Source organism: Kitasatospora sp. NBC_00070, assembly GCF_045041205.1.
Classification (GTDB): Bacteria; Actinomycetota; Actinomycetes; order Streptomycetales; family Streptomycetaceae; genus Kitasatospora.
The window spans coordinates 5513449-5537569 of record NZ_CP108247.1; the positions used below are offsets into that span (position 1 = coordinate 5513449).

23 protein-coding genes are annotated in these 24121 nt (G+C 73.3%); 8 read left to right on the plus strand and 15 right to left on the minus strand.

Annotation, left to right across the window (positions count from 1 at the left end; genetic code table 11):
* Positions 1-51: 51 nt before the first annotated feature.
* Positions 52-1224 (minus strand): TerD family protein, encoded by a 1173-nt coding sequence (locus tag OHV05_RS25255; protein WP_405021540.1) that lies wholly within the window; start codon positions 1222-1224, stop codon positions 52-54.
* Between the two features lie 184 nt (positions 1225-1408).
* On the opposite strand from OHV05_RS25255, the gene pepN reads away from it, so the two are divergent.
* Positions 1409-3892, plus strand: coding sequence for an aminopeptidase N (gene pepN, locus OHV05_RS25260; RefSeq protein ID WP_405019672.1), 2484 nt, complete (start codon positions 1409-1411; stop codon positions 3890-3892).
* 59 nt (positions 3893-3951) lie between these two features.
* Here the strand turns inward: pepN and OHV05_RS25265 are convergent, their stop codons facing one another.
* Complete coding sequence (locus OHV05_RS25265) at positions 3952-4902, minus strand: hypothetical protein (RefSeq protein WP_405019673.1); 951 nt, start codon at positions 4900-4902, stop codon at positions 3952-3954.
* A gap of 248 nt (positions 4903-5150) precedes the next feature.
* On the opposite strand from OHV05_RS25265, the gene OHV05_RS25270 reads away from it, so the two are divergent.
* Complete coding sequence (locus tag OHV05_RS25270; protein ID WP_405019674.1) at positions 5151-5651, plus strand: SsgA family sporulation/cell division regulator; 501 nt, start codon at positions 5151-5153, stop codon at positions 5649-5651.
* 6 nt (positions 5652-5657) lie between these two features.
* Here the strand turns inward: OHV05_RS25270 and OHV05_RS25275 are convergent, their stop codons facing one another.
* A complete protein-coding gene (locus OHV05_RS25275) occupies positions 5658-7007 on the minus strand; it encodes a GAF domain-containing protein (protein WP_405019675.1) in 1350 nt (449 codons plus the stop codon).
* A 210-nt stretch (positions 7008-7217) separates the two neighbouring features.
* On the opposite strand from OHV05_RS25275, the gene OHV05_RS25280 reads away from it, so the two are divergent.
* Positions 7218-8339, plus strand: coding sequence for a TIGR03364 family FAD-dependent oxidoreductase (locus OHV05_RS25280; RefSeq protein WP_405019676.1), 1122 nt, complete (start codon positions 7218-7220; stop codon positions 8337-8339).
* A 13-nt stretch (positions 8340-8352) separates the two neighbouring features.
* On the plus strand, positions 8353-9030 hold the full coding sequence (locus tag OHV05_RS25285; RefSeq protein ID WP_405019677.1) for a phosphonatase-like hydrolase: 678 nt from the start codon (positions 8353-8355) through the stop codon (positions 9028-9030).
* Positions 9031-9137: 107 nt separating this feature from the next.
* Here the strand turns inward: OHV05_RS25285 and OHV05_RS25290 are convergent, their stop codons facing one another.
* The gene (locus OHV05_RS25290; RefSeq protein WP_403036185.1) at positions 9138-9521 is read right to left on the minus strand and encodes a hypothetical protein; all 384 of its coding nucleotides are present in this window, start codon (positions 9519-9521) and stop codon (positions 9138-9140) included.
* A complete protein-coding gene (locus tag OHV05_RS25295; RefSeq protein WP_405019678.1) occupies positions 9518-10306 on the minus strand; it encodes a cupin domain-containing protein in 789 nt (262 codons plus the stop codon). Before OHV05_RS25295 ends, OHV05_RS25290 begins: the two co-directional genes overlap by 4 nt.
* A 269-nt stretch (positions 10307-10575) precedes the next feature.
* Between OHV05_RS25295 and OHV05_RS25300 the strand changes: the two genes are divergently transcribed.
* Complete coding sequence (locus tag OHV05_RS25300; RefSeq protein WP_405019679.1) at positions 10576-11628, plus strand: hypothetical protein; 1053 nt, start codon at positions 10576-10578, stop codon at positions 11626-11628.
* Between the two features lie 64 nt (positions 11629-11692).
* On the plus strand, positions 11693-12106 hold the full coding sequence (locus OHV05_RS25305; RefSeq protein WP_405019680.1) for a RidA family protein: 414 nt from the start codon (positions 11693-11695) through the stop codon (positions 12104-12106).
* Here the strand turns inward: OHV05_RS25305 and OHV05_RS25310 are convergent.
* On the minus strand, positions 12094-12498 hold the full coding sequence (locus OHV05_RS25310; RefSeq protein ID WP_403036196.1) for a DUF3224 domain-containing protein: 405 nt from the start codon (positions 12496-12498) through the stop codon (positions 12094-12096). The two genes, OHV05_RS25305 and OHV05_RS25310, sit on opposite strands and share 13 nt — an antisense overlap.
* Positions 12499-12648: 150 nt before the next feature.
* Here OHV05_RS25310 and OHV05_RS25315 point away from each other — a divergent pair, with 150 nt between their 5' ends.
* Positions 12649-13746, plus strand: coding sequence for a hypothetical protein (locus OHV05_RS25315; RefSeq protein WP_405019681.1), 1098 nt, complete (start codon positions 12649-12651; stop codon positions 13744-13746).
* A 40-nt stretch (positions 13747-13786) separates the two neighbouring features.
* Here the strand turns inward: OHV05_RS25315 and OHV05_RS25320 are convergent, their stop codons facing one another.
* The 9 genes from OHV05_RS25320 to OHV05_RS25360 all read right to left on the minus strand — a co-directional run bounded on the left by OHV05_RS25320 (position 13787) and on the right by OHV05_RS25360 (position 23011).
* The gene (locus OHV05_RS25320; RefSeq protein ID WP_405019682.1) at positions 13787-14371 is read right to left on the minus strand and encodes an exonuclease domain-containing protein; all 585 of its coding nucleotides are present in this window, start codon (positions 14369-14371) and stop codon (positions 13787-13789) included.
* Positions 14372-14417: 46 nt separating this feature from the next.
* Complete coding sequence (locus tag OHV05_RS25325) at positions 14418-16382, minus strand: phosphocholine-specific phospholipase C (protein WP_405019683.1); 1965 nt, start codon at positions 16380-16382, stop codon at positions 14418-14420.
* 13 nt (positions 16383-16395) lie between these two features.
* Entirely contained in the window at positions 16396-17796 is a 1401-nt protein-coding gene (locus OHV05_RS25330) for a hypothetical protein (RefSeq protein ID WP_405019684.1), read from the minus strand.
* Between the two features lie 130 nt (positions 17797-17926).
* Positions 17927-18247 (minus strand): DMT family transporter, encoded by a 321-nt coding sequence (locus OHV05_RS25335; protein ID WP_403036210.1) that lies wholly within the window; start codon positions 18245-18247, stop codon positions 17927-17929.
* Positions 18247-18930, minus strand: a complete 684-nt coding sequence (locus tag OHV05_RS25340; RefSeq protein ID WP_405019685.1) for an HAD family hydrolase — start codon at positions 18928-18930, stop codon at positions 18247-18249. Before OHV05_RS25340 ends, OHV05_RS25335 begins: the two co-directional genes overlap by 1 nt.
* 21 nt (positions 18931-18951) lie before the next feature.
* Entirely contained in the window at positions 18952-20025 is a 1074-nt protein-coding gene (locus OHV05_RS25345) for an ABC transporter ATP-binding protein (protein ID WP_405019686.1), read from the minus strand.
* A gap of 21 nt (positions 20026-20046) precedes the next feature.
* Positions 20047-20886, minus strand: a complete 840-nt coding sequence (locus OHV05_RS25350) for an ABC transporter permease subunit (protein WP_403036218.1) — start codon at positions 20884-20886, stop codon at positions 20047-20049.
* Positions 20874-21830, minus strand: coding sequence for an ABC transporter permease (locus OHV05_RS25355; protein WP_405019687.1), 957 nt, complete (start codon positions 21828-21830; stop codon positions 20874-20876). Before OHV05_RS25355 ends, OHV05_RS25350 begins: the two co-directional genes overlap by 13 nt.
* A gap of 8 nt (positions 21831-21838) precedes the next feature.
* Positions 21839-23011 carry an ABC transporter substrate-binding protein gene (locus OHV05_RS25360; protein WP_405019688.1) on the minus strand — a complete coding sequence of 391 codons (1173 nt, stop codon included), beginning with the start codon at positions 23009-23011 and terminating at the stop codon, positions 21839-21841.
* A 260-nt stretch (positions 23012-23271) separates the two neighbouring features.
* Between OHV05_RS25360 and OHV05_RS25365 the strand changes: the two genes are divergently transcribed.
* A complete protein-coding gene (locus tag OHV05_RS25365; RefSeq protein ID WP_403036226.1) occupies positions 23272-24039 on the plus strand; it encodes a GntR family transcriptional regulator in 768 nt (255 codons plus the stop codon).
* The last annotated feature ends 82 nt before the right edge of the window (positions 24040-24121 follow it).

The window sequence follows — 24121 nt, forward strand, 5'->3', positions numbered from 1 at the left end:
CGGCCGGAGGGGCCGGGGGCGGCGACCGCCCCCGGCCCCTCCGGCGTCCGGTCAGAGCATCGCGCCGGCCGGCTTGACCATCGCGCGGGCGGTCTTGGCGCTGACGTACTCGCCGATCGCGGTCATCACCCACTCGCCGGAGTACTGCCTGACCAGCTTGCACATCACCACGCCGGTCTGCGCCTCCGAGGAGGTCAGGTCGAAGCGGACCAGCTCCTGGCCGGAGCCGGCGTCCAGCAGGCGGCAGTAGGCGTTCTGGACGGCGGTGAACTTCTGGCCGGAGAAGGAGTTCACCACGAAGACCAGGCCGCAGACCTCCGGCGGCAGGCCCTCCAGGTGGACGGTGATCGACTCGTCGTCGCCCGCGCCCTCGCCGGTGAGGTTGTCCCCGGAGTGCGCGATCGCGCCGTTGAAGATCGAGAGCTTCATGAACCAGGCGGTCTCGATCTTGTTCCGCTGGGCGTCGAAGGCGATGCAGGAGGCGTCCAGGTCGACGTTGCGGCCGCCGGCGGCCGGCTCCCAGCCCAGGCCCATCCGGACCGCGGAGAGGAACGGCTTGCCGTTCTTCTCCAGCGAGACCGAGCCGCCCTTGGCCAGGCTGACCTTGCCCTTGTCCAGGGTGACCTTGGTGAGCGAGGCCGGGACGGCGGGCGGCGTGACCGGCTTGGGCGGCGCGGAGGCGCCGGCCGGTGCGACGGGGGCGGCCGCCGGCATCGGCGGCGGCGCGGGGGAGTCGTCCACCGAGACGCCGAAGTCGGTGGCGATCCCGGCCAGCCCGTTGGCGTAGCCCTGGCCGACCGCGCGGACCTTCCAGGCGCCGGCCCGCAGGTAGATCTCGACCACCACCAGGGCGGTCTCCCGGGTCAGCCGGGGCGGGGTGAAGGTGACCAGCACCGCGCCGGTGTCGGCGTCCCGCAGGGTGGCGGTCGGCTCGGTGCCCGCGAAGGTGGCCCCCGCCTCGTCCAGGCTGGCCGTCACCACGATCTTCTCGATCCCGGCCGGCACCGCGGCGGTGTCCACGGTGATCGCGTCGGGCGAGCCGGTGGAGGCCGGACGGTGCGTCACGCCGGGCCCGTTCGGCGCGTTGAAGAAGACGAAGTCGGCGTCCGAGCGGACCTTGCCGGACTCGGTCAGCAGCAGCCCCGAGACGTCCAGCGCCTTCGGTGCGGTCACCTCGACCGTCACCCGGGCCGCGGTCAACGGTGCGTTGCCGCCCTGAGTCAGGACCGTCGTCACTGTGCTCCTCCTGATACGCGCTCAACTGTCCGGTGTACCTGCCCCGAGCCTAGCCAACGGACGGCCCGTCCGACCCGGCCAGGCACCGTGTGGCGACCGCTCTCTCCCGCCGGGGAGAGGCTCTCAGCGGAATGCCCTTGAACGGGCCGCCGAGCTGGGGAAGCATGCAGGGATGCCAGCTCTCCAACGTACCGAGGCACGCACCCGTGCCCGACTCCTCCAGGTGCACGGCTACGCCATCGACCTCGACCTGACCCGGGGCGAGACGGTGTTCGGCTGCACCACCGTGATCCGGTTCGGCAGCGCCGAGGCCGGTGCCGAGACCTTCCTCGACCTCCGGCCGCGGACCCTGCACCGGGCCGTGCTGAACGGCACCGAACTCGACCCGGCCGCCCTGGACGGCAACCGGCTGCGGCTCACCGGCCTGCTGGCCGAGAACGAGCTGCGGCTGGAGACCGACCAGGACTACTCCAGCACCGGCGAGGGCCTGCACCGCTACACCGACCCCGCCGACGGCGCGGTCTACCTGTACGCGACCTGCGGGCCCGACCTGGCTCCGCTGGTCTTCCCCTGCTTCGACCAGCCCGACCTCAAGGCGCCGCTGACCGTGGCCGCCACCGCCCCGGCCGACTGGACGGTGCTCGCCAACGGCGCGGGCAAGCAGGTCGCCGCCGGGCGCTGGGAGTTCGAGCCCACGCTGCCGATCTCCACCTACCTGTTCACCGTGGTGGCCGGCCCGCTGCACTCGGTGTACTCCGAGCACGACGGCATCCCGCTCGGCCTGCACGGCCGCCGGGCGCTGGCCGCCGACCTGGACCGGGAGGCCGCCGAGCTGTTCGAGGTGACCGCCGCCTCCTTCGACCGGCTGCACCAGCTCTTCGACCAGCGCTACCCGTTCGGCCGCTACGAGCAGGCCTTCATGCCCGAGTTCAACTGGGGCGCGATGGAGAACCCGGGCTGTGTGGTGTTCGCCGAGGACATGCTCTTCCACTCCGCGCCGACCGAGGCCGAGCGGACCACGCGGGCCATGGTGGTGGCGCACGAGATGGCCCACATGTGGTTCGGCGACCTGGTCACCCTGCGCTGGTGGGACGACATCTGGCTGAACGAGTCCTTCGCCGAGTACCTGGGCTACCGGGTGACGGCCGAGGCCACCCGCTTCACCAGCTCCTGGAGCGGCTTCGCGGTCAAGCGCAAGGGCTGGGGTTACGACGCCGACCAGCGCTCCACCACCCACCCGATCGCCGCGAGCGGGGTGGAGAGCGTCGCCGAGGCGATGAGCAACTTCGACGGCATCTCCTACGCCAAGGGCGCCGCCGCGCTGCGCCAGCTGGTCGCCTGGCTGGGCGACGAGGCGTTCTTCGCGGGCATCAACGAGCACTTCGCCAGGCACCGCCTCGGGAACGCCGAACTCTCGGAGTTCCTGGACGTGTTGGCGCAGAGCAGCGGCCGGGACGTGCACGGCTGGGCCGAGCGCTGGCTGCGTACCAGCGGGGTCGACACGCTGCGCCTGGCGGTGCGGCACGACGGCGAGCGGGTGCTCTCGGCCGAGCTGGTGCCGGACGGCAGCCGTCCGCACCTGGTCGGCCTGGGCGTCTTCGACCTGGACGGCACCGGCCGCCCGGTGCTGCGCGAGTCCTTCGAGGTGGAGGTCGAGCCGGGTCGGCCGACCGCCCTGCCGCAGCTGGCCGGCGCCCCGCGCCCGGCCCTGCTGCTGCCCAACTTCGGCGACCTCAGCTGGGCGAAGATCCGACTGGACGAGGACTCCTGGCGGACCGTCGCCTCCGCGCTCTCGCGGATCGAGGACCCGCTGACCCGGGCGGTGCTCTGGGAGCACGCCCGGGACCTCACCCGGGACGGCGAACTGCCGCCCGCCGCCTACCTGGACCTGGTCGCCGCGCACCTGCCCGGCGAGCCGGTGGACGCCATCGTGGAGGCGGTGCTGACCTTCTGCCGGCTCCGCCTGCTGCCCTGCCTGGCACCGGCCGACCGGCCGGCCGCCGAGGCCCGGGTGGCCTCGGCGGCCCGGGAGCTGCTGGCCCGGCCGGAGGCCGACCAGGGGCTGCGGCTGGCGGCGCTGAAGTCCGCGATCGAGAACGCGACCGGCCCCGAGCAGCTCGCCGAGCTGGAGGGCTGGCTGGCGGACGGCGCGTACGGGACGGAGCTCAGCGCCTCGCTGCGCTGGGCCGGGCTGGTCCGGCTGGCGGCGCAGGGTGTGATCGGCGAGGAGCGGATCGCGGTCGAGCTGGCCGCCGACCCCGGGCTGACGGCCTCCGAGGGGGCCGCCCGGGCCCGGGCCGCGCTGCCCGAGGTCGAGGCCAAGGAACGGGCCTGGGCGCTGCTGTTCGACTCGGCGGGCGGGCTCTCCAACGCCCAGCTGAACGCGACCGCCCAGGGGTTCTGGCAGTCGGGCTCCGAGCAGGTGCAGGGCGCCTACCTGGAGCGCTACTTCGCCGAGATCGGGTCGGCGGGTGCGCGGGGTGACATGACCGCCCGTCTGCTGGCCGGCAGCCTGTTCCCGACCGGACAGTCCACCCCGGAGGCCGTCGCGCTGGCCGAACGGACGCTGGCGGACGACGGGTTGAGCCCGGCGCTGCGCCGGGTGCTGACCGACCAGGTGGACGACCTGGCCCGGGCGGCCCGGATCCGGGGCTGACCGGTCCGTGGTGGCCCGGGGCGACCCGGGTCACCACGGGACCCCACCAGCTCAGGGACTCAGCCGAAGACGCCCCGGACGGCCACCGCGCGCGGCTCGTCCTGCAGCCCGAACGCCGAGGCGGTCCAGGTCTCCTCGGGCACCGGGACCTGACGGGTGACCGGCGGGTCCACCGGGGAGGCCGCGCCGTGCACGGCGAAGACGTACGTGCCGGGCTCGACGTCCAGGCCCGGGGCGAGGGTGAAGCGGTAGATCACCGTGCCGCGGTCCTGGAGCACCGTCACCACGGTGCCCGGCAGGTTGCTCCAGGGCAGCGTGCCCGGCAGCGCGGTCGGCCGTTCGAGCCGGAACTCGACCAGCAGGGCGGTGACCGCCGAGGCCACCTTCAGTTCCAGGGTGTGCCGGGTGCCCGAGAGGCCGAGCGGCCGACGCTCGGCGAGCCCGGTCAGCACCTCCGGCGCCTTGGCGACCGGGGCGCCGTCGGGCGGGGCGGCGGCGATCGGCGGCCGGGTGGGGCTGTGGTCGGGCACCGGGCCGAGGGTCGGCGCGGTCGACGGCTCGGCGGGGCCCGACGCGGCCGGGGAGCCGGCCGGCACGGTGGCGCCGGTGGTCGGCGACGGCGCGGCCGAGCTCCGGGACGGCGAGGGCCCGGCGGTGACCGGGCGGGCCGGGGGCTGGCTGGTCCTGGCCGTGGGGACAACGGTGGTGGCCGTCGGTTCGGGCGTGGCCGGGATGCCCGCCGCCTGCTGCGGGACCGAGTCCGGGCTCGGGGCGGGCGGGCTGGCGCCGACGCTGGAGATCCGGGGCGGTCGGCCGACCTGCTGCTGCTGGCTGACCAGCCAGGTGGTGGCCACACTGATCCCGACCACGGTGGACATCGCCATCGCGGCACCGGAGAACCGGAAACCGGGCAGCCGGAAGCGGGCCCCGACCGGCTTCGGCCGACCGTGCCTGGCCTGCCGCTCGCCGGGCTCGGCGACCCGCACCGTGCCGCTCTCCTCGCGGAGCATCGACTCGCCCCCTCCCCACCGTCCGGGCATGACACCGCCCGGGCGTGGGCAGAGTGCTGGAGAGACTACCAGCGGTCACCTGACGGTCCGCCAGGCCCGGGGTGAAACAGCTTGGTGACACTTCCGCTCCGTCAGCTCGGCCTCCTCCGACGGCTGTTGGGAGCGGTTGCAACCTCCTTGCAACCGTTGCAAGGACGGGCGCACTGCAGCAGGCTGGGCTGAACCCCAGCCGCCTCGGAGAGATCGTCATGCCGCGCGACCCACTGTCAGCAGCCTCGAACCCGCCGTTCGCCGCCACCCCCACGGGCGACGAGGCGGTCCGACCCGACATCGTGCCCGGGCCGGTGGAGGAGATCCTGATGTTGCGGATCGCACTTGACGAGGACTCGGTGGGCGAGGTGCGCACCCGGTTCCGCTACGACCCGGACCGGCCTTACGAGGTGCTGCTCACCTTCCACCTGGGCCGCTCGGACGAGGCGGACTGGGTGTTCTCCCGTGACCTGCTCCGGGACGGCCTGCAGAGCCTGAGCGGCCAGGGCGACGTCAAGCTCTGGCCCGCGTACTGCCCCTGTCACGGCTCGACCCTGCACCTGGCGCTCGAATCCCCGCACGGCCAGGCCCTGTTGGAGGTCTCCAAGCCCCGGGTCAAGGCCTGGCTGGACCGCACCTACGCCTGTGTCTCGGCCGAGGACGAAGCGGCCGCCGGGCCGACCGACGACCAGCTCGCCGCCCTGCTCGCGGAGAGCTGACCGGCCCTACGGCCAGGCGCTGACGCAGCCCGCCCCCGGCAGCTGGAGCGTCCCGCGCAGCAGGTCGGCCCGCAGCTCCCGGACGGCCGGGGCGGAGGAGGTCGGCAGCAGGTCGTACGGGTCGTCCGGCGGCAGCACCGAGACCTCGGCGGACCGGCTGAGCCGGTACGGGCGGTGGTCCAGCAGCCCGCCCAGGTAGCGCCGCAGCCGGGACACCTCGGCCCGGACGGTGACCGTCCTGGCCGGGTCGCCGAACAGCGCCTCGGCGAGCTGGGCCGCGCTCAGCCCGTCCCGGTGCACCGCGAGCAGCAGGACCAGCTCGGCGTGCCGGGGGCTGAGCGCGTGCGACCAACTGCCCACCGCACCACGGACGCCCAGCTCGGGCCGGGTGCTCCGGCGCAGGTCCAGGGTGAGCCTGGCGCCCTCGGTCTGCTCGGCCAGCGCGTCCGCACCGGTGCCGCCGTCGAGCGGGCGGATCAGCCAGCCGTCGGCCAGCGGTTCCACCGCGCACTCGCCGATGCTGGGCAGCCAGAGCCGGGGCGAGGAGCCGAGCCCCTCGGCCGGCAGCCGGAGCCGGGGGACCGGTGGCAGACCGACGGTGGCGGCCGTCCAGCCCGCGCTGTCCACCACCAGGGCCGGCTGGTCGACCCGGGCCAGCAGCGGGGCGGCCACCGTGCGCAGCTGGTGCAGCGCCTCCAGCTGACGGGCCCTCAGCTCGGCCTCGGCCAGTCGGGCGGCGGTGGCGGCGAGCGGCAGCAGGTAGGGCGCCATCGAGTGGGCCGGGCCGCTGAGGTTGACCGCGCCGAGCAGCTGCCCGGTGCGCGGGTCGTGGATCGGGGCGGCCACGCAGGTCCAGCCGTGGTGGCTGCGCAGGTAGTGCTCGGCGGAGTGCACCTGCATCGGACGGCGGACCCGCAGGGCCATCCCGATCCCGTTGGTGCCCACCTCGTCCTCGACCCAGCGGGCGCCGGTCTCGAAGCCGATGCCGTCGGCGGTGCGCAGCAGCGGGCGCTCGCCCTCGTGCCAGAGCACGTGGCCCTCGCCGTCGCTGATCGCCAGGATCAGCGGGACTCCGGTGGTGGGCAGCAGCAGGGTGGAGCGGAGCACCGGGAGGATGTCGGAGAGATGGGTCTCCCGGCGGCGGTGCTCGACCTCGGCCAGGCTCAGCCGGTAGGCGTTCCGGCCGCGTTCGGGGTCCAGCCCGAGCCGGCGCAGCCGCTCCCAGGAGTCCCCGATCTCCGGCCGGGGCTCGGAGACCTCGGCGTCACCCGACATCGTCCGGTCGTGCAGGCGGGCCAGATCGAGGGCCTCCGGGGTCCGGCGAGGCTGCGGGACCGCGCGATGACTCTCCAGCAAACCGGTGCCTCCCCGTCCCGTGGTGTCCCGAGACAGGGTACGGCCGTCGGCCCGTCGATTGGGGGGCTTGGCAAATCTTTCGACCGTTCGGTATGGAGAAGATCCGACCGGGTCGGCCCGATGTTGTCTGTACAACTCTTGAGGGGCGGTTAATCTCCGCGCCGCCGTTCGGACGTCCGTAGGACACCTGGACGCTCCAGTCTGGCCGCCATGAGAGTCATCGTCGTAGGAGCGGGCGTGCTGGGCACCATGCACGCCTGGCAGGCCGTCGAGCGCGGTCACGAAGTCGTCCACCTGGAGCGCGAGAGCGAGGCGCGGGGCGCCTCGGTGCGCAACTTCGGCCTGGTCTGGGTCAGCGGCCGGGCGGCCGGGGAGGAGCTGGCGGTGGCCCTCCGGGCCCGCGAGCTCTGGGAGGGCATCGGCGCCAAGGTGCCCGGGCTGCACTTCCGGGGCAACGGCTCGCTCACCGTGGTCCGGACCGAGGCCGAGCTCGCGGTGGCCGAGCAGGCCCTGCTGCGGGACGACGCCGAGGCCCGGGGCTACCGGCTGCTGGACGCCGCGCAGACCCGGGCGGCCAACCCGGCCCTGCGCGGCAAGCTGCTCGGTGCGCTGCACTGCGACCGGGACGCCGCCGTCGAGCCCCGGATCGCCCAGCCCGCGCTGCGCGCCGCGCTGGAGGCCACCGGCCGCTACACCTTCCTGCCCGGGCGCGAGGTCCGCGAGGTGGTCGGGGAGAACGCGGTCCGGGACGACCACGGGCAGACCCACCAGGGCGACCTGGTGATCCTCTGCACCGGCGCCTGGCTCGGCGGCCTGGTCCGCGAGCTGGCTCCCGAACTGCCGGTCCGCAAGGTCCGGTTGCAGATGATGCAGACCGACCCGCTGGGCGAGCCGCTGACCACCTCGGTGGCCGACGGCGACAGCTTCCGGTACTACCCCGCCTTCGCCGGCCCCGCGCTGGAGGAGCTGCGCGCCGCCCAGCCGCAGGGGCCGGTGGCGGCCGAGCACAAGATGCAGCTGCTGATGGTCCAGCGCCAGGACGGCGGTCTGACCATCGGTGACACCCACGAGTACGACCAGCCGTTCAACTTCGACGTGGTCGAGGAGCCGTACGAGCACCTGGCCGCCGTGGCCGAGGACCTGCTCGGCCGGCCGCTGCCCCGGATCAGGCACCGCTGGGCCGGGGTGTACGCGCAGTGCGTGGACACCACCCGGGTGGTGCACCGCGAGCAGCTGCGCAGCGGCGTCTGGCTGGTCACCGGGCCCGGTGGGCGCGGGATGACCTGCTCGCCTGCGATCGCCGAGACCACCGCCCAACTCGCCAACCTGTAAGGGTAGTTCTGCAATGACTGACATCACTCTGGTCGTGCTCGACATGGCCGGCACCACCGTGGCCGACGACGGTCTGGTCGAGCGCGCCTTCCAGGCCGCCGCCGACGGGCAGGGCGTCGAGGCCGGCAGCCCGGAGCACCAGCGGATGCTGGCGCACGTCCGGGCCACCATGGGCGAGTCGAAGATCTCGGTCTTCCGCCACCTGTTCGGCGCGGAGGAGAAGGCCCAGCAGGCCAACGTGGACTTCGAGGCCGCCTACCACCGGCTGGTCGACGACGGCCACTGCGCGGCGCTGCCGGGCGCGGCCGAGGCGATCGCCGAACTGCGCGGTGCGGGCCGCAAGGTGGTGCTCACCACCGGCTTCTCCCGGGCCACCCAGGACCGCATCCTGACCGCGCTCGGCTGGCAGGACATCGCCGACCTGACGCTCTGTCCGGCCGAGGCCGGCCGGGGGCGCCCGTACCCCGACCTGGCGCTCACGTCGCTGCTGCGGACCGGGACCGACTCGGTCCGGGAGCTCGCGGTGGTCGGTGACACCGGCTACGACATGCTGACCGGCGTCCGCTCCGGCGCCTCGGTGGTGGCCGGCGTGCTGACCGGTGCGCACGACCGGGAGCGGCTGCTCGCGGACGGGGCCACCCACGTGCTCGGCTCGATCGCGGAGCTGCCCGCGCTGGTGCTGGCCGGCTGACCCTCCCGGAGGTCCGGCCCGGGGCGGTGGGAGCCCCGGACCGGACTGGACCGGGTCGGGTCGGCGGCGACGGTGGGTCGGCCGCCGGCCCGGCCCGGGACGCTGGGTCAGCCGCCGGCCGGGTACCTGATCGGCATCGCGTCGGTCAGCCCGGGCGGCACCACCGCGACCAGTAGGGCGGTCAGTCCGGCGGGGCCCGCGTGCAGCACCGCTCCGCTGTCCAGCGGGCAGACCGCCAGCGCGTTCCGGCGCAGCGGCAGGGTGCTGCCGTCGGGGGTGACCAGGCGGCCGCCGCCGCTGACCACGAACCAGATCTCCTCGGTCCCGGCCCGCCCCCGGCCGTCGATCCGGCTGCCCGGGGTCAGCACCAGGTGGTCCACCGCCTCGGTCTCGCTGTGGAAGAAGCCGCGCCGGGCCAGCGACTGCCCGGTGCCGCGTACGGCGCTGTCGCGCAGGGTGAGCGGGGCCTGCCCCGTCCGAGAGATGATCATGTCGGGCTCCCGTCGGTGATCCGGCGGCCGTCCCGGGCGTTCGGCACCCCCAGGCTGGCGGCGAAGAACCGCAGCGGCAGCCCGTCGGCCAGCAGGGTGACCTCGCTGCCGAGCGGCAGGGTGACGCCGGTGCCGGGCGCCAGCGCCACCTCCGTCCGGCCCGCCCTGGCCCGGCCGGTGCCGTTCAGCACGAACAGGGTGTGCTCCCGGTCGTCGGACCGGAGGGTCTCCTGCTCGCCGGGGCCCAGGGTGACCAGCCGGGCCTCCCGGAGCGGGCCGCTGAGCAGGGTGGTGAGGTCGGCCGGACCGTGCGCCTCGAGGTCGATGACGGTGGCGGTGCTCATGAGGTGCCTTCCGGAGTGACTCGGATCGCCCGTCAGCGTGGTGGCGACGGGCGGGCTGATGACTTCGATGACGATCCAGTCCAGGTCCTCGGTGCCCGGGTTGTTCAGCCGGTGCCTGGTCCCGACCGGGTTGGTGATCAGGGTGCCGGGACCGACCGGGTGCAGCCGGCCGTCGAGCAGCAGCTCCCCCTGGCCGGAGACCACGAAGTAGAGCTCCTCGGTCCGGCTGTGGTGGTGCACGCCGCACTCGGCCCCGGGCGGCAGGGTGGAGATCTCGATCGCCTCCCAGGTGCCCTCCAGACCGCGCCTGCGGGCCAGGCACTTCCAGCGCGCGACGGCCTGGCCGCCGTGCATCGCGTACACGTCGGAGGCGCCGCCGGGCGCCGCGACGATCAGTTCGTCGGCGTACTCGACCGCCGTGACGGGGTGGGTCGACCACATGCCGTTCTCCTCCTCGGATCCGCGGACGGGGTGTCGTTCTGCTCCCCATCGTGCGGAGCCCGCTGTCCCGGACGCCTGGGGCAGGCGTCACCAGACGGTCCCGGTCCGGGGGAGGCTTCCTCTGACAGGGACGCGTCGATGTGCGAACATGTCGACCGCGCAAGCGATCTGACGATCTGCCAGGGGGACTCGCATGATCAGAACGGGTACGTCTTGAGTGGCGGGGCGGGCGGTGCGGCCGACCTGTGGTCGGCCCGTGCCGCCCGGGGGTGACGGTGGACCGGCGGGAGCCCGGCATCCTGGTGGGTGCCGACGGCGCGGGCGGGCACACCGCCTGGGCCGCGCTGCGGATCACACCGGCCCCGGGGCCGGACGCGCACCGGGGCCGGGTCGAGGCTCGGGACGGGGCCGCGGCCGGGGGCGCCGAGCTGGCCTGGCTGTCCGCGCGCTGCCGTCCCGGCGGCCGGTTCGAACTGCGCTGCACCGGCGGTACGGGCGGCCCGCTCCGGGTCGTCCTGCTCGCCCGGGCGGACGCCCCGACCCCGGCCGCGGCGGTCGCCGCCGCCCGGGCCGTGCTGGCCGGTCCGGCCGGGCCGTCCAGCCGGCTGGTCGGTGAACCGGTGGACGTGACCGCCGAGTTGACCGCCCTGACGGCGGACGGCCGCCCGCCCGCGACGGCGGACCTGCGGGAGATCCGGAAGCGGATCGACGTCCGGACCATCGCCCGGGCCGGCTCGCCCCGCCGGCAGGCCGCCACCGCCGCCCGGCTGGTGCCGAGCGGCCGGTCCTGGCGGCTGCTCTGGGCCGAGCTTGCCGGGCAGCCGGTGCCCACCACCCTCTCGGTGGCCCTGGAACCGGTCCAACTGCGCCCCGAGGCCGGGCTGTTGTTCCACCAGTTCGCCGAGCTGTACACCCGGCTGGCCGGTCCGCCGTGGCAGCAGGGCGGCCGCCGGGGCGACCCGGCGGCCGAGGCCGGCCGGGAGTTCTTCGAGGACGCGATCCGCCGCTACCTCGGCCCGGTCTTCCGGCTGCGGATCACCCTGGCCGCTGCCGGCCCGCTGCCTCCCGGCCTGACCCAGCTGGCCGCCGACCAGATCGGCGGCGCGGCCCTGACCCCCGTCCCGTCCGAACGCGGCCTGGCCTGGCGCAACTTCACCACCCTCGCCCTCGACCCGCTGCCCTGGACCCACCGCCCCCCGGTCCACCCGGGCGACTGGGGCGACGTCGAACGCGAACTCTCGGGCCTGGTCGACCGCCAGGAGGCAGCAGCCGCCTTCCGGCTCCCGCCCCCGTACCCCGACGACCCCGGCCACCCGTCCTAGCGGGCGGCGGACCAGGATGGGGGCGGTGCCGGGGCGGCCCGGCCGTTCGAACGAGTAGTGTGCGATGTCCCAGCTCGACCGCATCAGCGACCCGACCGGGGTCGCGCCCAGCAGCCGGTACAGCCATGTTGTGGCGGGCCGTGGGCGGCAGGTGTTCGTGGCCGGGCAGGTGGCCTTCGACGAGAACGGGCAACTGGTCGGGGCGGGGGACGCGTTGGCGCAGGCCCGGCAGGTGTTCGCGAACATCGGGCACTGCCTGGCGGCGGCCGGGGCGGGCTTCGAGCACCTGGCGAAGCTGACCGTCTTCGTCACCGACATCGGCCACCTGCCGGCCGTGCGGACGGCGTGGGACGAGGCGCTCGGCACCGCGCACGCCCCGGCCAGTTCGGCCGTCCAGGTGGCCGGGCTGTTCCAGCCGGGGCTGCTGCTGGAGATCGAGGCGTACGCGATCGTGCCGGAGCCTGGTCAGAGCTCGTAGTCGAACCAGATCCGGTGGGTGCCGTCGGCGTCCACCTGGAGGCCGCCGGCACCGGTGATGCCCGCCAGCTCACCGGTGCCGCTGGACGGCACGATCAGGAAGAACCGGTCGGTCGGCTCGGCACCCGCCGTGGTCATCGAGTGGACGAAGTTGAACGCCCCGGAGCGTCCGTTCAGCGTGCCTTCGAAGGACTCCATCGCCAGGTAGGTGCCGACCCCGGCCGCCTGGTCGTACGCCCCGGTGAAGACGGTGGCCGAGCGGCCCTCGGCCTCGCCCTCGAACTGCTTCTCCATGGTCGCCAGGCCGACCGGCAGCGCGGTCGCCACCACCGGATCGGCCGTCAGCTCGACCGGGACGAAGCTCTTTACGGTGAAGGTGCCGGAAGCTCTCATGCGGCGGATCGTACGGGGAGCCTGCGACATCCCCGTGCGGCCCGGGCTCGTGGCGGACGGGCTGTCGGTGCTTGAACCGATGATGCGCGGGCGGGGCCCTGCAGGTCGCACGACCGGCAGTACGACGAGACGAAGGCACGAAAGATCTCCATGAGCATGGTGGGTTGGCTGTTCGGTCACGTGTTTTCGTGGTGGATGGCCTTCGGCACGGTCGGCATCGGCACGTTGATCATGGTTGAGCTGCAGTTCTGCCGGCAGCGCGGACGTCGTCAGCTCCCGCTTCTCGGCCGGGTCGGCCTGTCGCACGGCTCCGCCCGGGCTGCGGCACGGTCGGCCGCGGACCTGCGGAGGACGCTGAAGGCCAGGGAGCTGACGGTCCCGCACCATCTGCTGCGGGACACGACGGCCTGGCAGGTGGTGACCCGTCGGCAGCACGTGGAACAGGGATGGACCCTCGGGCTGGCTGTTCCGCCGACCCTGCTCAGCCTGGTCGCCCTGTGGAAGCTCGGTTTCGGCTGGCTCGTCGTGGCCGGTGCGTTCCTGCCGACCTTCTCGTTGTTGGGACTGTGCATCGTGCTGTTGCTGTTGGACTCGCGGGCCGTCGAGCGGGGGCAGAGCGACGAGCGGCTGCGTGCGGCGGTCCTGCGGGTGCTGACGGTGAGCGTCGAGCGGTTCGGCTCCAAGGACCGTCGCGGTCAGTTCCGGCTCGCCGAGGCGTTGCGGGCCCTGGATGTGGCCTTGGCCGACCACGCCCGGTACGGGGTGTCGCCGGACCCCGGTGACCAGCAGGCACTGCTGGGACAGGCGAAGGCGATGAGCCTTGAGCTGCACGCCCGCTTCCGTGCCACCGCCGACCGGGACCCGGCTTCCCTGCGCGCCTTCGTGGCCGCCGTCACCGGGCTGCTGGCAGCCGTTCAGGAGCAGCGCTACCTCGCCCTGGTGGATGCGGAGAAGGGCCGGGCCCAGGAGCCGGAGGTGGTGGCGGAGGCCGGATTCGGCTGGCGGACGGCTGCCACCGCCGCAGCGTTCGGCCTCGCGGTCGCTGCCGTGTACCTCGCGGAGTGGGCGGGCATCAGCGGCGAGGGGATGGCCCTGATCGCGGCTCCGGTGATTGCGGTGTCGCAGGTGCCCCACCTGCTGCTGCTGCGCGCCGGACGGCGGTCGGCGATCGGGGCGACTGCCGTGCCCCAGGCGGAGGTTCCTTCCCCGCGCGGCGTCGTCGAGGTCGGTCGGCCGGAGCGTCGGTGACGCCGGCCGGCGGCGCACCGGGCGGGCCGGTCGCGACCGGTCAGGGACGGGCGGCGTCGGGCGGGGCGTCGGGCCAGTCGCCGCGGGCCGCCAGGTCGAGGACCAGGGCGGCGATGTTCCAGGCGTCGTCCTCGCCCCGGTGGTGGCGGCCCTCCAGGGGGAGGCCGGCCAGGGTGAGGGCCTGGGCCATGCCCGGGCGCTTGCGGAGGCCGTGCGCCTCGGTGAAGACGGCCTTGGCGTTCAGGTGGCGGTGCCCGAAGGGGTAGCGGACCCGGGCGGCCGCGCACTGGCGGGTGAACTGCTTGCGGTCGTAGTCGCCCCAACTCGCCCACGGGAGCGCCCCGCTGAGGTGTTCGGCGGCCAGCAGTCGGCACGCCTCGGCGAAGGTCACTCCGCCGTCCACCTCGGCCTGGGTCAGGCCGGTCAGCTCGGTGCAGAAGGCGCCGACCGAGGAGCGGGCGGGGCGCACCACGATCCGGTGCCGCCCCACCCGCTGCCTGCTGCCGAGGTCGACCACGGTCAGCCCGATCTCGATGATCTCGCTCACCGCGCCCGCCGGGGGAGTGCCCTCCCAGCAGGTCGCCTCGATGTCCACCACGTTCAGCAGTCCGGTCGTCCTGTCCATCTGCCGAGGGTAGGACGACCGGGTCTGACGGGCACTCGGATATCGGTCAGTGCAGGGTGCCCGCGTAGCGCTGGGTGAACCGGGTGCCGGTGGCGGCGGTCACCGTGACGTCGTAACGGCCCTGGTCGAGCGCCCAGTTGAGGGTCCGGGTGGACTGGGCCGGGACCCAGACGGACTGCGCCGGGGTGCCGAAGTCGTTCGGTGTGGCGGCGAAGTACCCGGGCGTCCGCCCGGCGTTGGTGAGGGTCAGGGTCAGCGCGGAGCCGGCCACGGCGGCGGTCACCACCGGGACGGCGACGTCGTCCTGCCCGGTCGGCACCACCGCACCGGCGAACCGGCGGACGAAGCCATCCGGGCCGTGCACGGTGAAGTCGTACCGGCCGTCGGTGCCGGCGGTGTCCCACAGGTAGCTCGCGGTGGCCCCGGCGGGCACCGTGTACGGGGTGCCCGCGAAGGTGTACACGATGTTCGGGTAGACCGCGTAGGGGAAGGCCACCGAACCGGAGTTGGTCATGGTGCAGGTGACCCTGCCGGTGCTCCGGTCGACCGCGACCTCGGCCCACGGCCGGTACGGCAGCCTCCGGTGCGGCCGGCTGCCGGACTCCTGGACGGGCATCGCCTGGGCGCCGAGGGCGGGCAGCTTGACGGCCGGGAGACCGGCGGCGGCGTCCGCCTTGGCCATCAGGGCGGCGGTGTCCGGCAGGGTCGGCAGCGAGAGGTCGGGGGAGCCGAAGTCGAAGCAGCTGGTCAGGTCGCCGCTGACGGCCCGGCGCCAGGCGGAGATGTTGGGTTCCTGCACCCCGGTCACCACCTCCAGCAGCCGGAGCACCGAAGTGTGGTCGAAGACCTGGGAGTTGACCCAGCCGCCACGCGACCACGGGGAGGCGACCCAGAGCGGCACCCGGTTGCCGAAACCGATCGCCCGGCCCTGGGTGAACTCGTTCGCGGTGCCCGGCTCGGGGGTGGGCGGCACCATGTGGTCGAAGTAGCCGTCGTTCTCGTCGTACATCACCAGGTAGGCAGTGTGCTTCCACACCTCCGGGTTGGCCATCAGCGACTGCAGCGCGGTGTTCACCCAGTGCGCCCCGTAGTTGGGGTTGGCCGCCGGGTGCTCGCTGAACAGGTACGGCGCGACCAGCCAGGAGACGGTGGGCAGGGTGCCCGCCTTGCAGTGCTGGTCGAAGGCGGTGAGGTCGAACTTGGTCATCGCGTTGATGTAACGCGGGTCGGTGGCGGGGAAGTTGTGGAACTGCTTGAAGTACGACAGCGCGTTGTCGTCGTAGTCGCCGGTCCGGTCGTCCTTGCTGGGGTTGTGGTACACCCGCCAGCTCACCCCGGCGGCGTGCAGCCGCTCGGCGTAGGTGGTCCAGTCGGCCACCGGGTTGTCGGTGACCGGGGTGTTGTCGATCCACGGCCCGGTGGTGCCGTCCACCCCGGGGCCCGAGGTACCGGTCCACAGGTACAGGCGGTTGGGGTCGGTCGGGCCGGCCAGCGAGGTGAAGTAGGCGTCGCAGAGGGTGAACGCGTCGGCCAGCGCGTACTGGTAGGGGATGTCCTCGCGGTTGAAGTACCCCATCGCGCGCTCGCCCTTGGCAGCGATCCACTTGTTCATCGCGCCGTTGTTGATGGCCTGGTGCCCGGTGGCCCAGTCGTGCGCCAGGCCGCCCGCGTTCTGCGCGTTGTACTTGGTGGTGTCCATCCGGTACGGCAGCATCACACCGCCGTCGCTGCGCCCGGCGTCGGGTTGGCGGAACACGTTGCCGCCGTCCGGGAACTGCAGTGCCTGCTTGTCGTCGAAGCCCCGGACACCGTTCAGGGTGCCGAAGTAGTGGTCGAAGGAGCGGTTCTCCTGCATCAGGATCACCACGTGCCGGATGTCGGCGACCGTGCCGGAGAGGCCGACGGATCCCGGGGTGACGGCGGCGGCGGTCTCGGCGGGCAGGCCGATCAGTGCGGCGGCGCCGGCGGCCGCGGTGGCCCCGACGAAGGTGCGACGGCTGAACTCGGTCATCAGGAACAGCCTTTCAGAGGGTGAAGGTCGCGACGGCGGCGGCGGTGTCGGAGGGCCATTCGTTGCCGGTGACGGCCGGGTCGGGCTGCGGGCGGCCGGTGGCCAGGGTGTGCGCCTCGACCAGGGTGAGCGGGCCCGCGTACTGGACCTGGTCGATCCGGTCCTGCGGTTCCGGCTTGCTGCCGCGCTGCTTGCGGGTCGGCGACCAGGTCGCGCCCGGGAAGGCCACCGGGTCGGGGTGCGCGGCGCGGTAGGCGTCGGTCAGCCCGGCGTTCTGCAGGGCCACCGTGACCGGCCAGTTGAGCGGGCGTCCGGTGGCGGCCGTCCAGTCCAGGTGCGAGGGCGAGGCCAGCCCGGCGGCCAGCAGCACCGGGACGCCGGTGGCGATGTCGGCCTTGACGGCGGTGGCCAGCGCGGTGGCCTGCTGCCCCCGGGTGGACGCGGCCTCGGCGGCTGCCACCTGGGTGGCGGTCTGGCCGTCCTGGATCGCGTACGGGCCGTAGCCGGTCTCGTCCAGGTGCGCGCCCCAGAGCCGGGCCGAACGGCCGCCCGGCAGCTGGACGGTGACGCCGACGGCGGGCAGCGCCGGGGTGGTCGCGGCGGCCAGCGGGTAGCGGCTGAGGATGCCCACGCTGCCGGCCGTCTGCTGGGCGTACCAGCCGAGCGCGGTGGCCAGGGTCTGCGCGGCGGTGCCCGCCGTCTCCTGGAGCGCGAGCACGTCCAGGCCCTGGGTGAGGATCACCCGGAGCTGCTTCTCCACCGGGTCGGTGAAGGCGGCGCCCGCGTTGGCCAGGTTCCAGGCCGCGACCTTCAGGCGGAGCGGCGCGCCGGCCGCCTGCACCGGTACCAGCAGGGTGAGGGTGTCGGTGTTGCCCGCCGTGTCCTTGGCCTCCACCGTGAGCACGGCGGGGTCCGCGAGCGCGGTCGCCGGGGCGGTGCCGGTGACCTGGCCGGCCGAGCTGACGGACAGCCAGGAGACACCGCCGGTGCGGCGGAAGGTGACCGCGCCCGCCGCCCGGACCCAGAGGCCGCCGAGCTTCACGCCGACCGCCGCCCCCGGGGCGACCGGGGTGGCGGTCAGCGCGTCCACCGCGAGGTGCGGGCGGACCGGCGCGGGCTTGGGCCGGAAGCTGAACGGCGCGGTCTGGGCCAGGATGCCGTAGCCGTCCTTGGCCAGCAGATAGGCGGTGTACGGGCCGCCGGTCAGCGCCGAGGTGTCCAGCTGCACGTCACCCGAGGCGCCCGGGGTGTACTTCCAGAGCAGCGAGGAGCCGGTCCCGGGCAGCCGGGTGCCGTCGTAGACGCCGACCCAGTTCTTGGCGTCGGGCGCGTCGGTGGTCCAGTGGAAGGTGAGCTTGTCGCCCTCGGCGGGGTTGGTCGGCGTGCTGAGCGCGAGCGTGCTGCCGGTCGCCACGGAGCTCCTGTCCGCCGCACCAACGCTGGTGCGGCTGGGTCGAGTTGGCTGTACAACTGACCCAATTCACTCTAGCCCCGGCGGACTTCGCGTGAACAGGACATGACGGAGCGACGGGAGAACCGCTAACTCAGTGGCTGCTCCGGAGATTGAGGACTATTACCCCCACGATCACCAGGGCGATGCCGATCCACTGCGCCTTGCCGAGCTGCTCGCCGAAGGCCACCACGCCGATCGCCGCGACGGCGGCGGTGCCCGCGCCGGACCAGACGGCGTAGGCGACCGAGACCGGGATGTGCTTCAGCGCCCGGCCGAGCAGCACGAAGGAGAGCGTGTAGCCCAGGCCCACCCCGATGCTCGGCCACAACCGGCTGAAGCCCTCGGTGAGTTTGAGGCAGCTGGTGGCGCAGACCTCGCTCAGGATGGCCAGCGCCAGCAGCAGGTACGGCATCAGCGCGGTCCGGTGAGCCCGGCCAGCAGGGCCAGGTCCACCTGCTCCAGGCTGTCCAGCAGGGTGATCCGCTCGGCGGCGGCGATCGGCACGGCGGAGGACGGCACGGCCAGCACCGCGCAGCCCGCCGCGTACGCCGAGGCGACCCCGGTCGGGGTGTCCTCGACCGCGACGCAGAGCGCCGGGTCCAGGCCGAGCCGGGCTGCGGCGGCCAGGTACGGGTCGGGCTCGGGCTTGGTGCGCGGGGTGTCCTCGGCGGCCAGCGTGACGGCGAACCAGTCCCGGCCGAGGGTGCCGAGCACCAGGTCGACCACCCGCCGGGGCGAGGCGGAGACCAGCGCGGTCGGCACGGCGGCGTCCCGCAGTTCGGCCAGCAGGGCCAGCGCGCCGGGGCGGGGCACCACCTCGGCGGCCACCTTGTCGGTGAACGAGTCGTTCAGCCGCACCGCGAGCTCGAGCTCGCTGAGCGTGGTGCGGCTGGCCCGGTGCAGGTGTGCGGCGGTGTGTTCGACCGCCTGCCCGAGCACCTCGGGCAGGTCGGCGTCGGTGAGCGTGAGGTCGAGCTCGGCCGCGCACTCGACGGCGGCGTCCCACCAGAGTTGCTCGGTGTCGACCAGGGTGCCGTCCATGTCGAACAGGACGGCGGCGGGCTTGCGGGCAGCGGATGTCGCGGCTTCAGGCATGGCGGTACCTTCGGTGGTGGATCAGGCGGTGCGGCGGTCGACCAGCACCGGGCGGTCGGGCAGGGTGAGTTCGGCGTTGCTGCCGATCGGCAGCACGGCGGCCGCCTCGGTCGGCAGGTCGGCCTTCACCTCGGTGCCGTCGGCCAACCGTACGGTGAGCCGGGTGACGCTGCCCAGGAACGAGGCGGAGACCACCAGGGCCGGGCCGGTCGCCGACGGGGTCAGGCCGACGTTCTCCGGCCGGACCAGCACGTCGAGTTCGCCGTCGTACGGCAGGGTGCCGTCCACCGCGAAGGGGCGGCCGAACAGCACCACGGAGTCGCCGGAGCGGACGCACGGGATCCGGCTCATGGTGCCGACGAACTCCGCGACGAACGCGGTGGCCGGGCGGGCGTACAGCTCGGACGGGGTGGCGCACTGCTCCAGCCGCCCGGCCCGCAGCACCGCGACCCGGTCGGCCATCGACAGCGCCTCCTCCTGGTCGTGCGTGACGAACAGCGTGGTGATGCCCAACTCCTGCTGGAGGCGCCGGATCTCGTCCCGCAGGTTCAGCCGGACCTTGGCGTCCAGTGCGGAGAGCGGCTCGTCCAGCAGCAGCACGCGCGGCTGCAGGGCCAGCGCGCGGGCCAGCGCGATCCGCTGCTGCTGACCGCCGGAGAGCTGGTGCGGGTAGCGGTCGGCGTGCTGCGGCAGGCCGACCAGCTCCAGCAACTCCTGCGCCCGGTTGCGTCGTTCGGCCTTGCCGGTGCCGCGCATCCGCAGGCCGAAGGCCACGTTGTCGGCGGCGCTCAGGTGCGGGAAGAGGCTGTAGGACTGGAACACCATGCCGGCGTCCCGGCGGTGGGCGGGCACCCCGGTGATGTCCTCGCCGTCCACCAGCACCTGGCCCGAGTCGTGCGACTCGAAGCCGGCCAGGATGCGCAGCGCGGTGGTCTTGCCGCAGCCGGACGGGCCGAGCAGCGCCACCAGCTCGCCCGGGTTGATGGTCAGGTCCAGGCCGTCCAGCGCGGTGGTGGCACCGAAGGACCGGCGCAGCGCCTTGAACTCGACGGTGGCGCCGACGGCCGTCTTCTTGTCAACAGTGGTGGTACTCATGGGGGTTGTCTCCGCAGAGGGTCAGTGGGTGGTGGCGCGGCGGCGCCGCTCACGGCCGGCCGTGGACAGCAGGAGGAGCAGTACCCAGGTGATCAGCAGGCTCAGCACGGAGACCGCGACGGACATCTGGCCCTGGCTGTTGCCGACGTTGTAGATCCAGACCGCGAACGGCTGGTAGCCGAGGATCGAGGAGGCGGTGAACTCGCCGAGCACCAGCGCCAGGGTCAGGAAGGAGGCGTTCAACAGGGCGCCGCGCAGGTTCGGCAGCACCACCGTGAGCACCGCGCGCGGCCAGCCGGCCCCGCAGTTGCGGGCGGCCTCGACCAGGGTGCGGACGTCCACCGCGCGCAGCCCGGCGTCCAGCGCCCGGTAGGCCAGCGGCAGCGACATCAGCACGTACGCGATCACCAGCACCAGCGGGAACTTCGGGTCCTGGATGAACACCATGGTCTGGAAGAACGGGGTGTCCATCAGGTAGTCGGGACCCCAGCGCAGGACGCCGATCAGTCCGGCGGTCAGCGCCACCGGGGGGACCACCAGCGGAAGGGTGCAGACCACTTCGAGCAGCACCCGCAGCCGGGGCGAACCCAGCCGGACCGCGATCAGCGCCGGCACCAGCAGGAGCAGCAGCACCACGACCGTGACGGCGGCCAGCTCCAGGGTGAGCAGCAGGCTGTCGGTGAAGCCGGGGGCGCTGAGCAGGCCGGTGTAGGCGGCGAAGTCGATGCCCTGGTGGCTGTCGATCGAGAACCAGACCGAGGCCCCCATCGGCACCAGGAAGTACACCCCGGCCAGCAGCAGGACGAGGCCGCGCCAGACGCGCAGTCGGCCCAACGGATTCTTTCGGGTCAGCTGAGCCATCGGGCGCTCCGGCGCTGGAGGGGGAGGTAGACGGCCATCACCAGGACGGCGACCAGGATCATGTCCAGGCTGAGCGCGAGCGCCAGGTTGCCCTGTCCGACCAGCACGTTGCCGGAGAGCGCGTCCGCGATCGAACGGCTGATCAGCGGCACGGTGGCGCCGACCATCGCGGCCGCCGTGGCGTACGCGGCGAACGCGCTGCCGAACAGCAGCACGAAACCGCCGAGCAGCGAGGGGAACAGGATCGGCAGCGCGACGTGCCGCCAGTACTGGAAGCCGGTCGCCCGGTTGTTCTGCGCGGCCTCGCGCCACTGCACCCGCAGCCCGTCCAGCGCCGGGGTGACGGTGAGCACCATCAGCGGCACCAGGAAGTACAGGTACACCACGGTCAGGCCGGTGAACGAGTAGAGCGACCAGCCGTGGTCGGTCAGGTTGAACATCTTGGTGATCTCACCGGCGTTGCCGAGGGTGGCGACGAAGGCGAAGGCGAGCGGCAGGCCACCGAAGTTGGCCAGCACGCCGGAGGCGGTGAGCACCGCCTCGCGCAGCGCGCGGAACCGGGAGGTGACGATCGCCTGGGCGATCGGCAGACCGATCAGGGTGGCGAGCAGCGCGGTCAGCGCGGAGAGCTTGACGCTGCTCCACAGGGCGGTCTGGTAGGCGCCCTGGACCGAGTCGGTCAGGTTGGCCGTGGTGAACTGCCCGGCACCGGTCTCGGCGTCGCTCGACGCGGTGAACGCGCCGATCACGATCGCGACGGCCGGCAGGCCGAAGCCGACCAGGAAGAACAGCAGCAGCGGGACGGTGGCCAGCCAGGAGCCGCCGAGGCGGCTCAGCGACCGGACACGCTTGTGGGGGACGGGAGTTGCGGTGGGGACCCGCGCGCCGCCACTGACCTGGTCAGTGGCGGCGGGGGTCGGCACCGGGGTGGGAGCCGTGGTCATTTCGGTGATCAGCCCGCGATCGCCTTGGTCCAGTTCTCGGTCACGACCTTCTTCACGGCCGTGATCTGCTCGGGGGTCGGGAAGACCGTGAACGGCTTCTCGATCACCGGCAGCTTGGCCGCAGCGGCCGCGTCCAGCGTGTTGTCCTTCTTCATGGCGTCGAACAGCGCCGGGTTGGCGTAGCCGCCCAGGAAGAGGTTCTGGCCCTCGACGCTGAACAGGTACTCCTGCCACAGCCGCGCGGCGGCCGGGTGCGGGGCGAACTTGTTGACGCCCTGGTTGTAGTACTGCGCGTAGCTGCCGTCGACCGGGATCGAGACCTGCCAGTCGATGCCCTTGGGCTTGAACTGGTCGGTGTAGCCGGCGTTCAGGTAGGACCAGTCGATCGAGATCGGGGTCTCACCCTTCTCGATGGTGGCCGGGGTGGACTCGACCGGGTTGAAGTTGCCGTTCGCCTTCAGCTTGCCGAAGAAGTCGATGCCGGGCTGGATGTTGTCCAGCGAACCGCCGTTGGCCAGCGCGGCCGCGTAGACGCCACCGAAGGCCGAGCCGGACTTGGTCGGGTTGCCGTTCAGCGCGACCTTGCCCTTGTACTCGGGCTTGAGCAGGTCCGCGAAGGTCTTCGGGCAGGTCGGGATCTTCTTGGCGTCGCAGCCGATCGAGATGTAGCCGCCGTAGTCGTTGACCCGGGCGCCGCTCGGGTCCTTCATGGTCTCGGCGACCTTGTCGAAGCTCGCGACCTTGTACGGGGCCAGCAGGCCGTCCTTGACCGCCTGGATGGCGAAGGCGCTGCCGAGGTCCACCACGTCGGGGGCGCGGTCCTGGCCCTTGCGGGAGGTGATCGCGTTGATCTCGTCCTGGCTGGAGCCGTCCGGGTTCTCCTCCTCGACCTCGATGCCGTACTTCGCCTTGAAGCCATCGATGATCTTGCCGTAGTTCGCCCAGTCCCGGGGCAGCGTGATGACGTGCAGCTTGCCCTCCTTCTTGGCGGCGGCGATCAGGGCGTCCATGCCGCCGAGGTCGGCCGCGGAGGCGGCGTCCTTGGCCTCCTTGGTGCCCGCCTTCGAGGCGGTGTCGCCGGACTTGGCGGTCGAGCCCGCCGAGCCGCAGGCCGACAGGGAGAGCGCGGCGGCGGTCAGCACGGCCGCGAGGGCGGCGGCACGGGAACGGTGCGTGATCACGGGTGGATCTCCTGAGGAAGGGGAGTTCGCGAGGGGAGGGCCAGCTGACGCTGTGCCAAGTTGGCCAGCCAACTTGGCTGCCGGAGGTAAGTACGCCGGAGCCCGGTGACGGGAAGGTGAACGGATCCCCCAGTACAGGGGGCGGCTGCGGGAACGGTGGCGGCCGACCCCTGCACGGTGATCGGCAGCGGCTACAGTCGGTGGCGTCCGTGCACCATCTGGGTGGACAGGACGTCGCGCTGGGAAGGACTTTGACGCACGTGGCACTCGACCAGGACCGCGCCGCCGGCTCGCTCTACCGCAAGGTGGCCGCCGACCTGCGCGAAGCCATCACCTCCGGCTCCTACGGCGACGCCGGACGGCTGCCCGCCGAGGGTGCCCTGGCCGAGCAGTACGGCGTCTCCCGGGGCACCGTCCGGCAGGCCCTCGCCGTGCTGCGCGCCGACGGGCTGGTCACCTCCCGTCGCGGCACCCGCCGGGTGGTGCTCGGCACCGCCCGGGTGCAGAGCTTCTCCGAGCTGCTCTCCTTCACCCACTGGGCCCGCTCGATGGGCGAGGAGCCCGGTGGCCGGCTGGAGTCCCTGGTCCGCCGGCCCGCCGACGCCGCCGAACGCGAGCAGCTCCGCCTGGAGCCCGGCACGGACGTGTACGTGACGCTCCGTCTGCGCACCCTCTCCGGCACCCCCGTGATGGTGGAACGGACGGTTTACCCGCCGCTGGTCGGCGAGTTGGTCGCCCAGCTCCCCCCGGACGTGGTCTCCCACACCGAGCCCCTGCGCGAACACGGCATCCTCTTCACCGACGCCGACCACACCATCGACGTGGTCGCCGCCAACGCCGACGACGCCCGCCTCCTCACCTGCCGCCGGGGCAGCCCCCTGCTCCGCGAGAAGCGCCGCACCACCGACCCCACCGGCACCCCCGTCGAGTGGTCCCAGGACCGCTACCTCCCCGGCACCGTCGCCTTCAGCATCCACAACTCCCTCGCCTCCTCCGCCCTCTCCCGCCACGCCCGCGAAAGCGACTGACCGTCACCGCGCCATGTGGCAGCTGCTCAGCCCGCTACGGAGTCAGGGGCTCGGGGCTCTGCTGTTGTGCGGCTCCGCCGCG

Coding starts and splice junctions, on each gene's coding strand:
- pepN (WP_405019672.1), top strand. CDS start 1,409: ATGCCAGCTCTCCAACGTACCGAGGCACGCACCCGTGCCCGACTCCTC.
- OHV05_RS25265 (WP_405019673.1), bottom strand. CDS start 4,902: ATGCTCCGCGAGGAGAGCGGCACGGTGCGGGTCGCCGAGCCCGGCGAG.
- OHV05_RS25270 (WP_405019674.1), top strand. CDS start 5,151: ATGCCGCGCGACCCACTGTCAGCAGCCTCGAACCCGCCGTTCGCCGCC.
- OHV05_RS25280 (WP_405019676.1), top strand. CDS start 7,218: ATGAGAGTCATCGTCGTAGGAGCGGGCGTGCTGGGCACCATGCACGCC.
- OHV05_RS25285 (WP_405019677.1), top strand. CDS start 8,353: ATGACTGACATCACTCTGGTCGTGCTCGACATGGCCGGCACCACCGTG.
- OHV05_RS25290 (WP_403036185.1), bottom strand. CDS start 9,521: ATGATCATCTCTCGGACGGGGCAGGCCCCGCTCACCCTGCGCGACAGC.
- OHV05_RS25295 (WP_405019678.1), bottom strand. CDS start 10,306: ATGTGGTCGACCCACCCCGTCACGGCGGTCGAGTACGCCGACGAACTG.
- OHV05_RS25305 (WP_405019680.1), top strand. CDS start 11,693: ATGTCCCAGCTCGACCGCATCAGCGACCCGACCGGGGTCGCGCCCAGC.
- OHV05_RS25310 (WP_403036196.1), bottom strand. CDS start 12,498: ATGAGAGCTTCCGGCACCTTCACCGTAAAGAGCTTCGTCCCGGTCGAG.
- OHV05_RS25315 (WP_405019681.1), top strand. CDS start 12,649: ATGAGCATGGTGGGTTGGCTGTTCGGTCACGTGTTTTCGTGGTGGATG.
- OHV05_RS25320 (WP_405019682.1), bottom strand. CDS start 14,371: ATGGACAGGACGACCGGACTGCTGAACGTGGTGGACATCGAGGCGACC.
- OHV05_RS25325 (WP_405019683.1), bottom strand. CDS start 16,382: ATGACCGAGTTCAGCCGTCGCACCTTCGTCGGGGCCACCGCGGCCGCC.
- OHV05_RS25335 (WP_403036210.1), bottom strand. CDS start 18,247: ATGCCGTACCTGCTGCTGGCGCTGGCCATCCTGAGCGAGGTCTGCGCC.
- OHV05_RS25340 (WP_405019685.1), bottom strand. CDS start 18,930: ATGCCTGAAGCCGCGACATCCGCTGCCCGCAAGCCCGCCGCCGTCCTG.
- OHV05_RS25345 (WP_405019686.1), bottom strand. CDS start 20,025: ATGAGTACCACCACTGTTGACAAGAAGACGGCCGTCGGCGCCACCGTC.
- OHV05_RS25350 (WP_403036218.1), bottom strand. CDS start 20,886: ATGGCTCAGCTGACCCGAAAGAATCCGTTGGGCCGACTGCGCGTCTGG.
- OHV05_RS25355 (WP_405019687.1), bottom strand. CDS start 21,830: ATGACCACGGCTCCCACCCCGGTGCCGACCCCCGCCGCCACTGACCAG.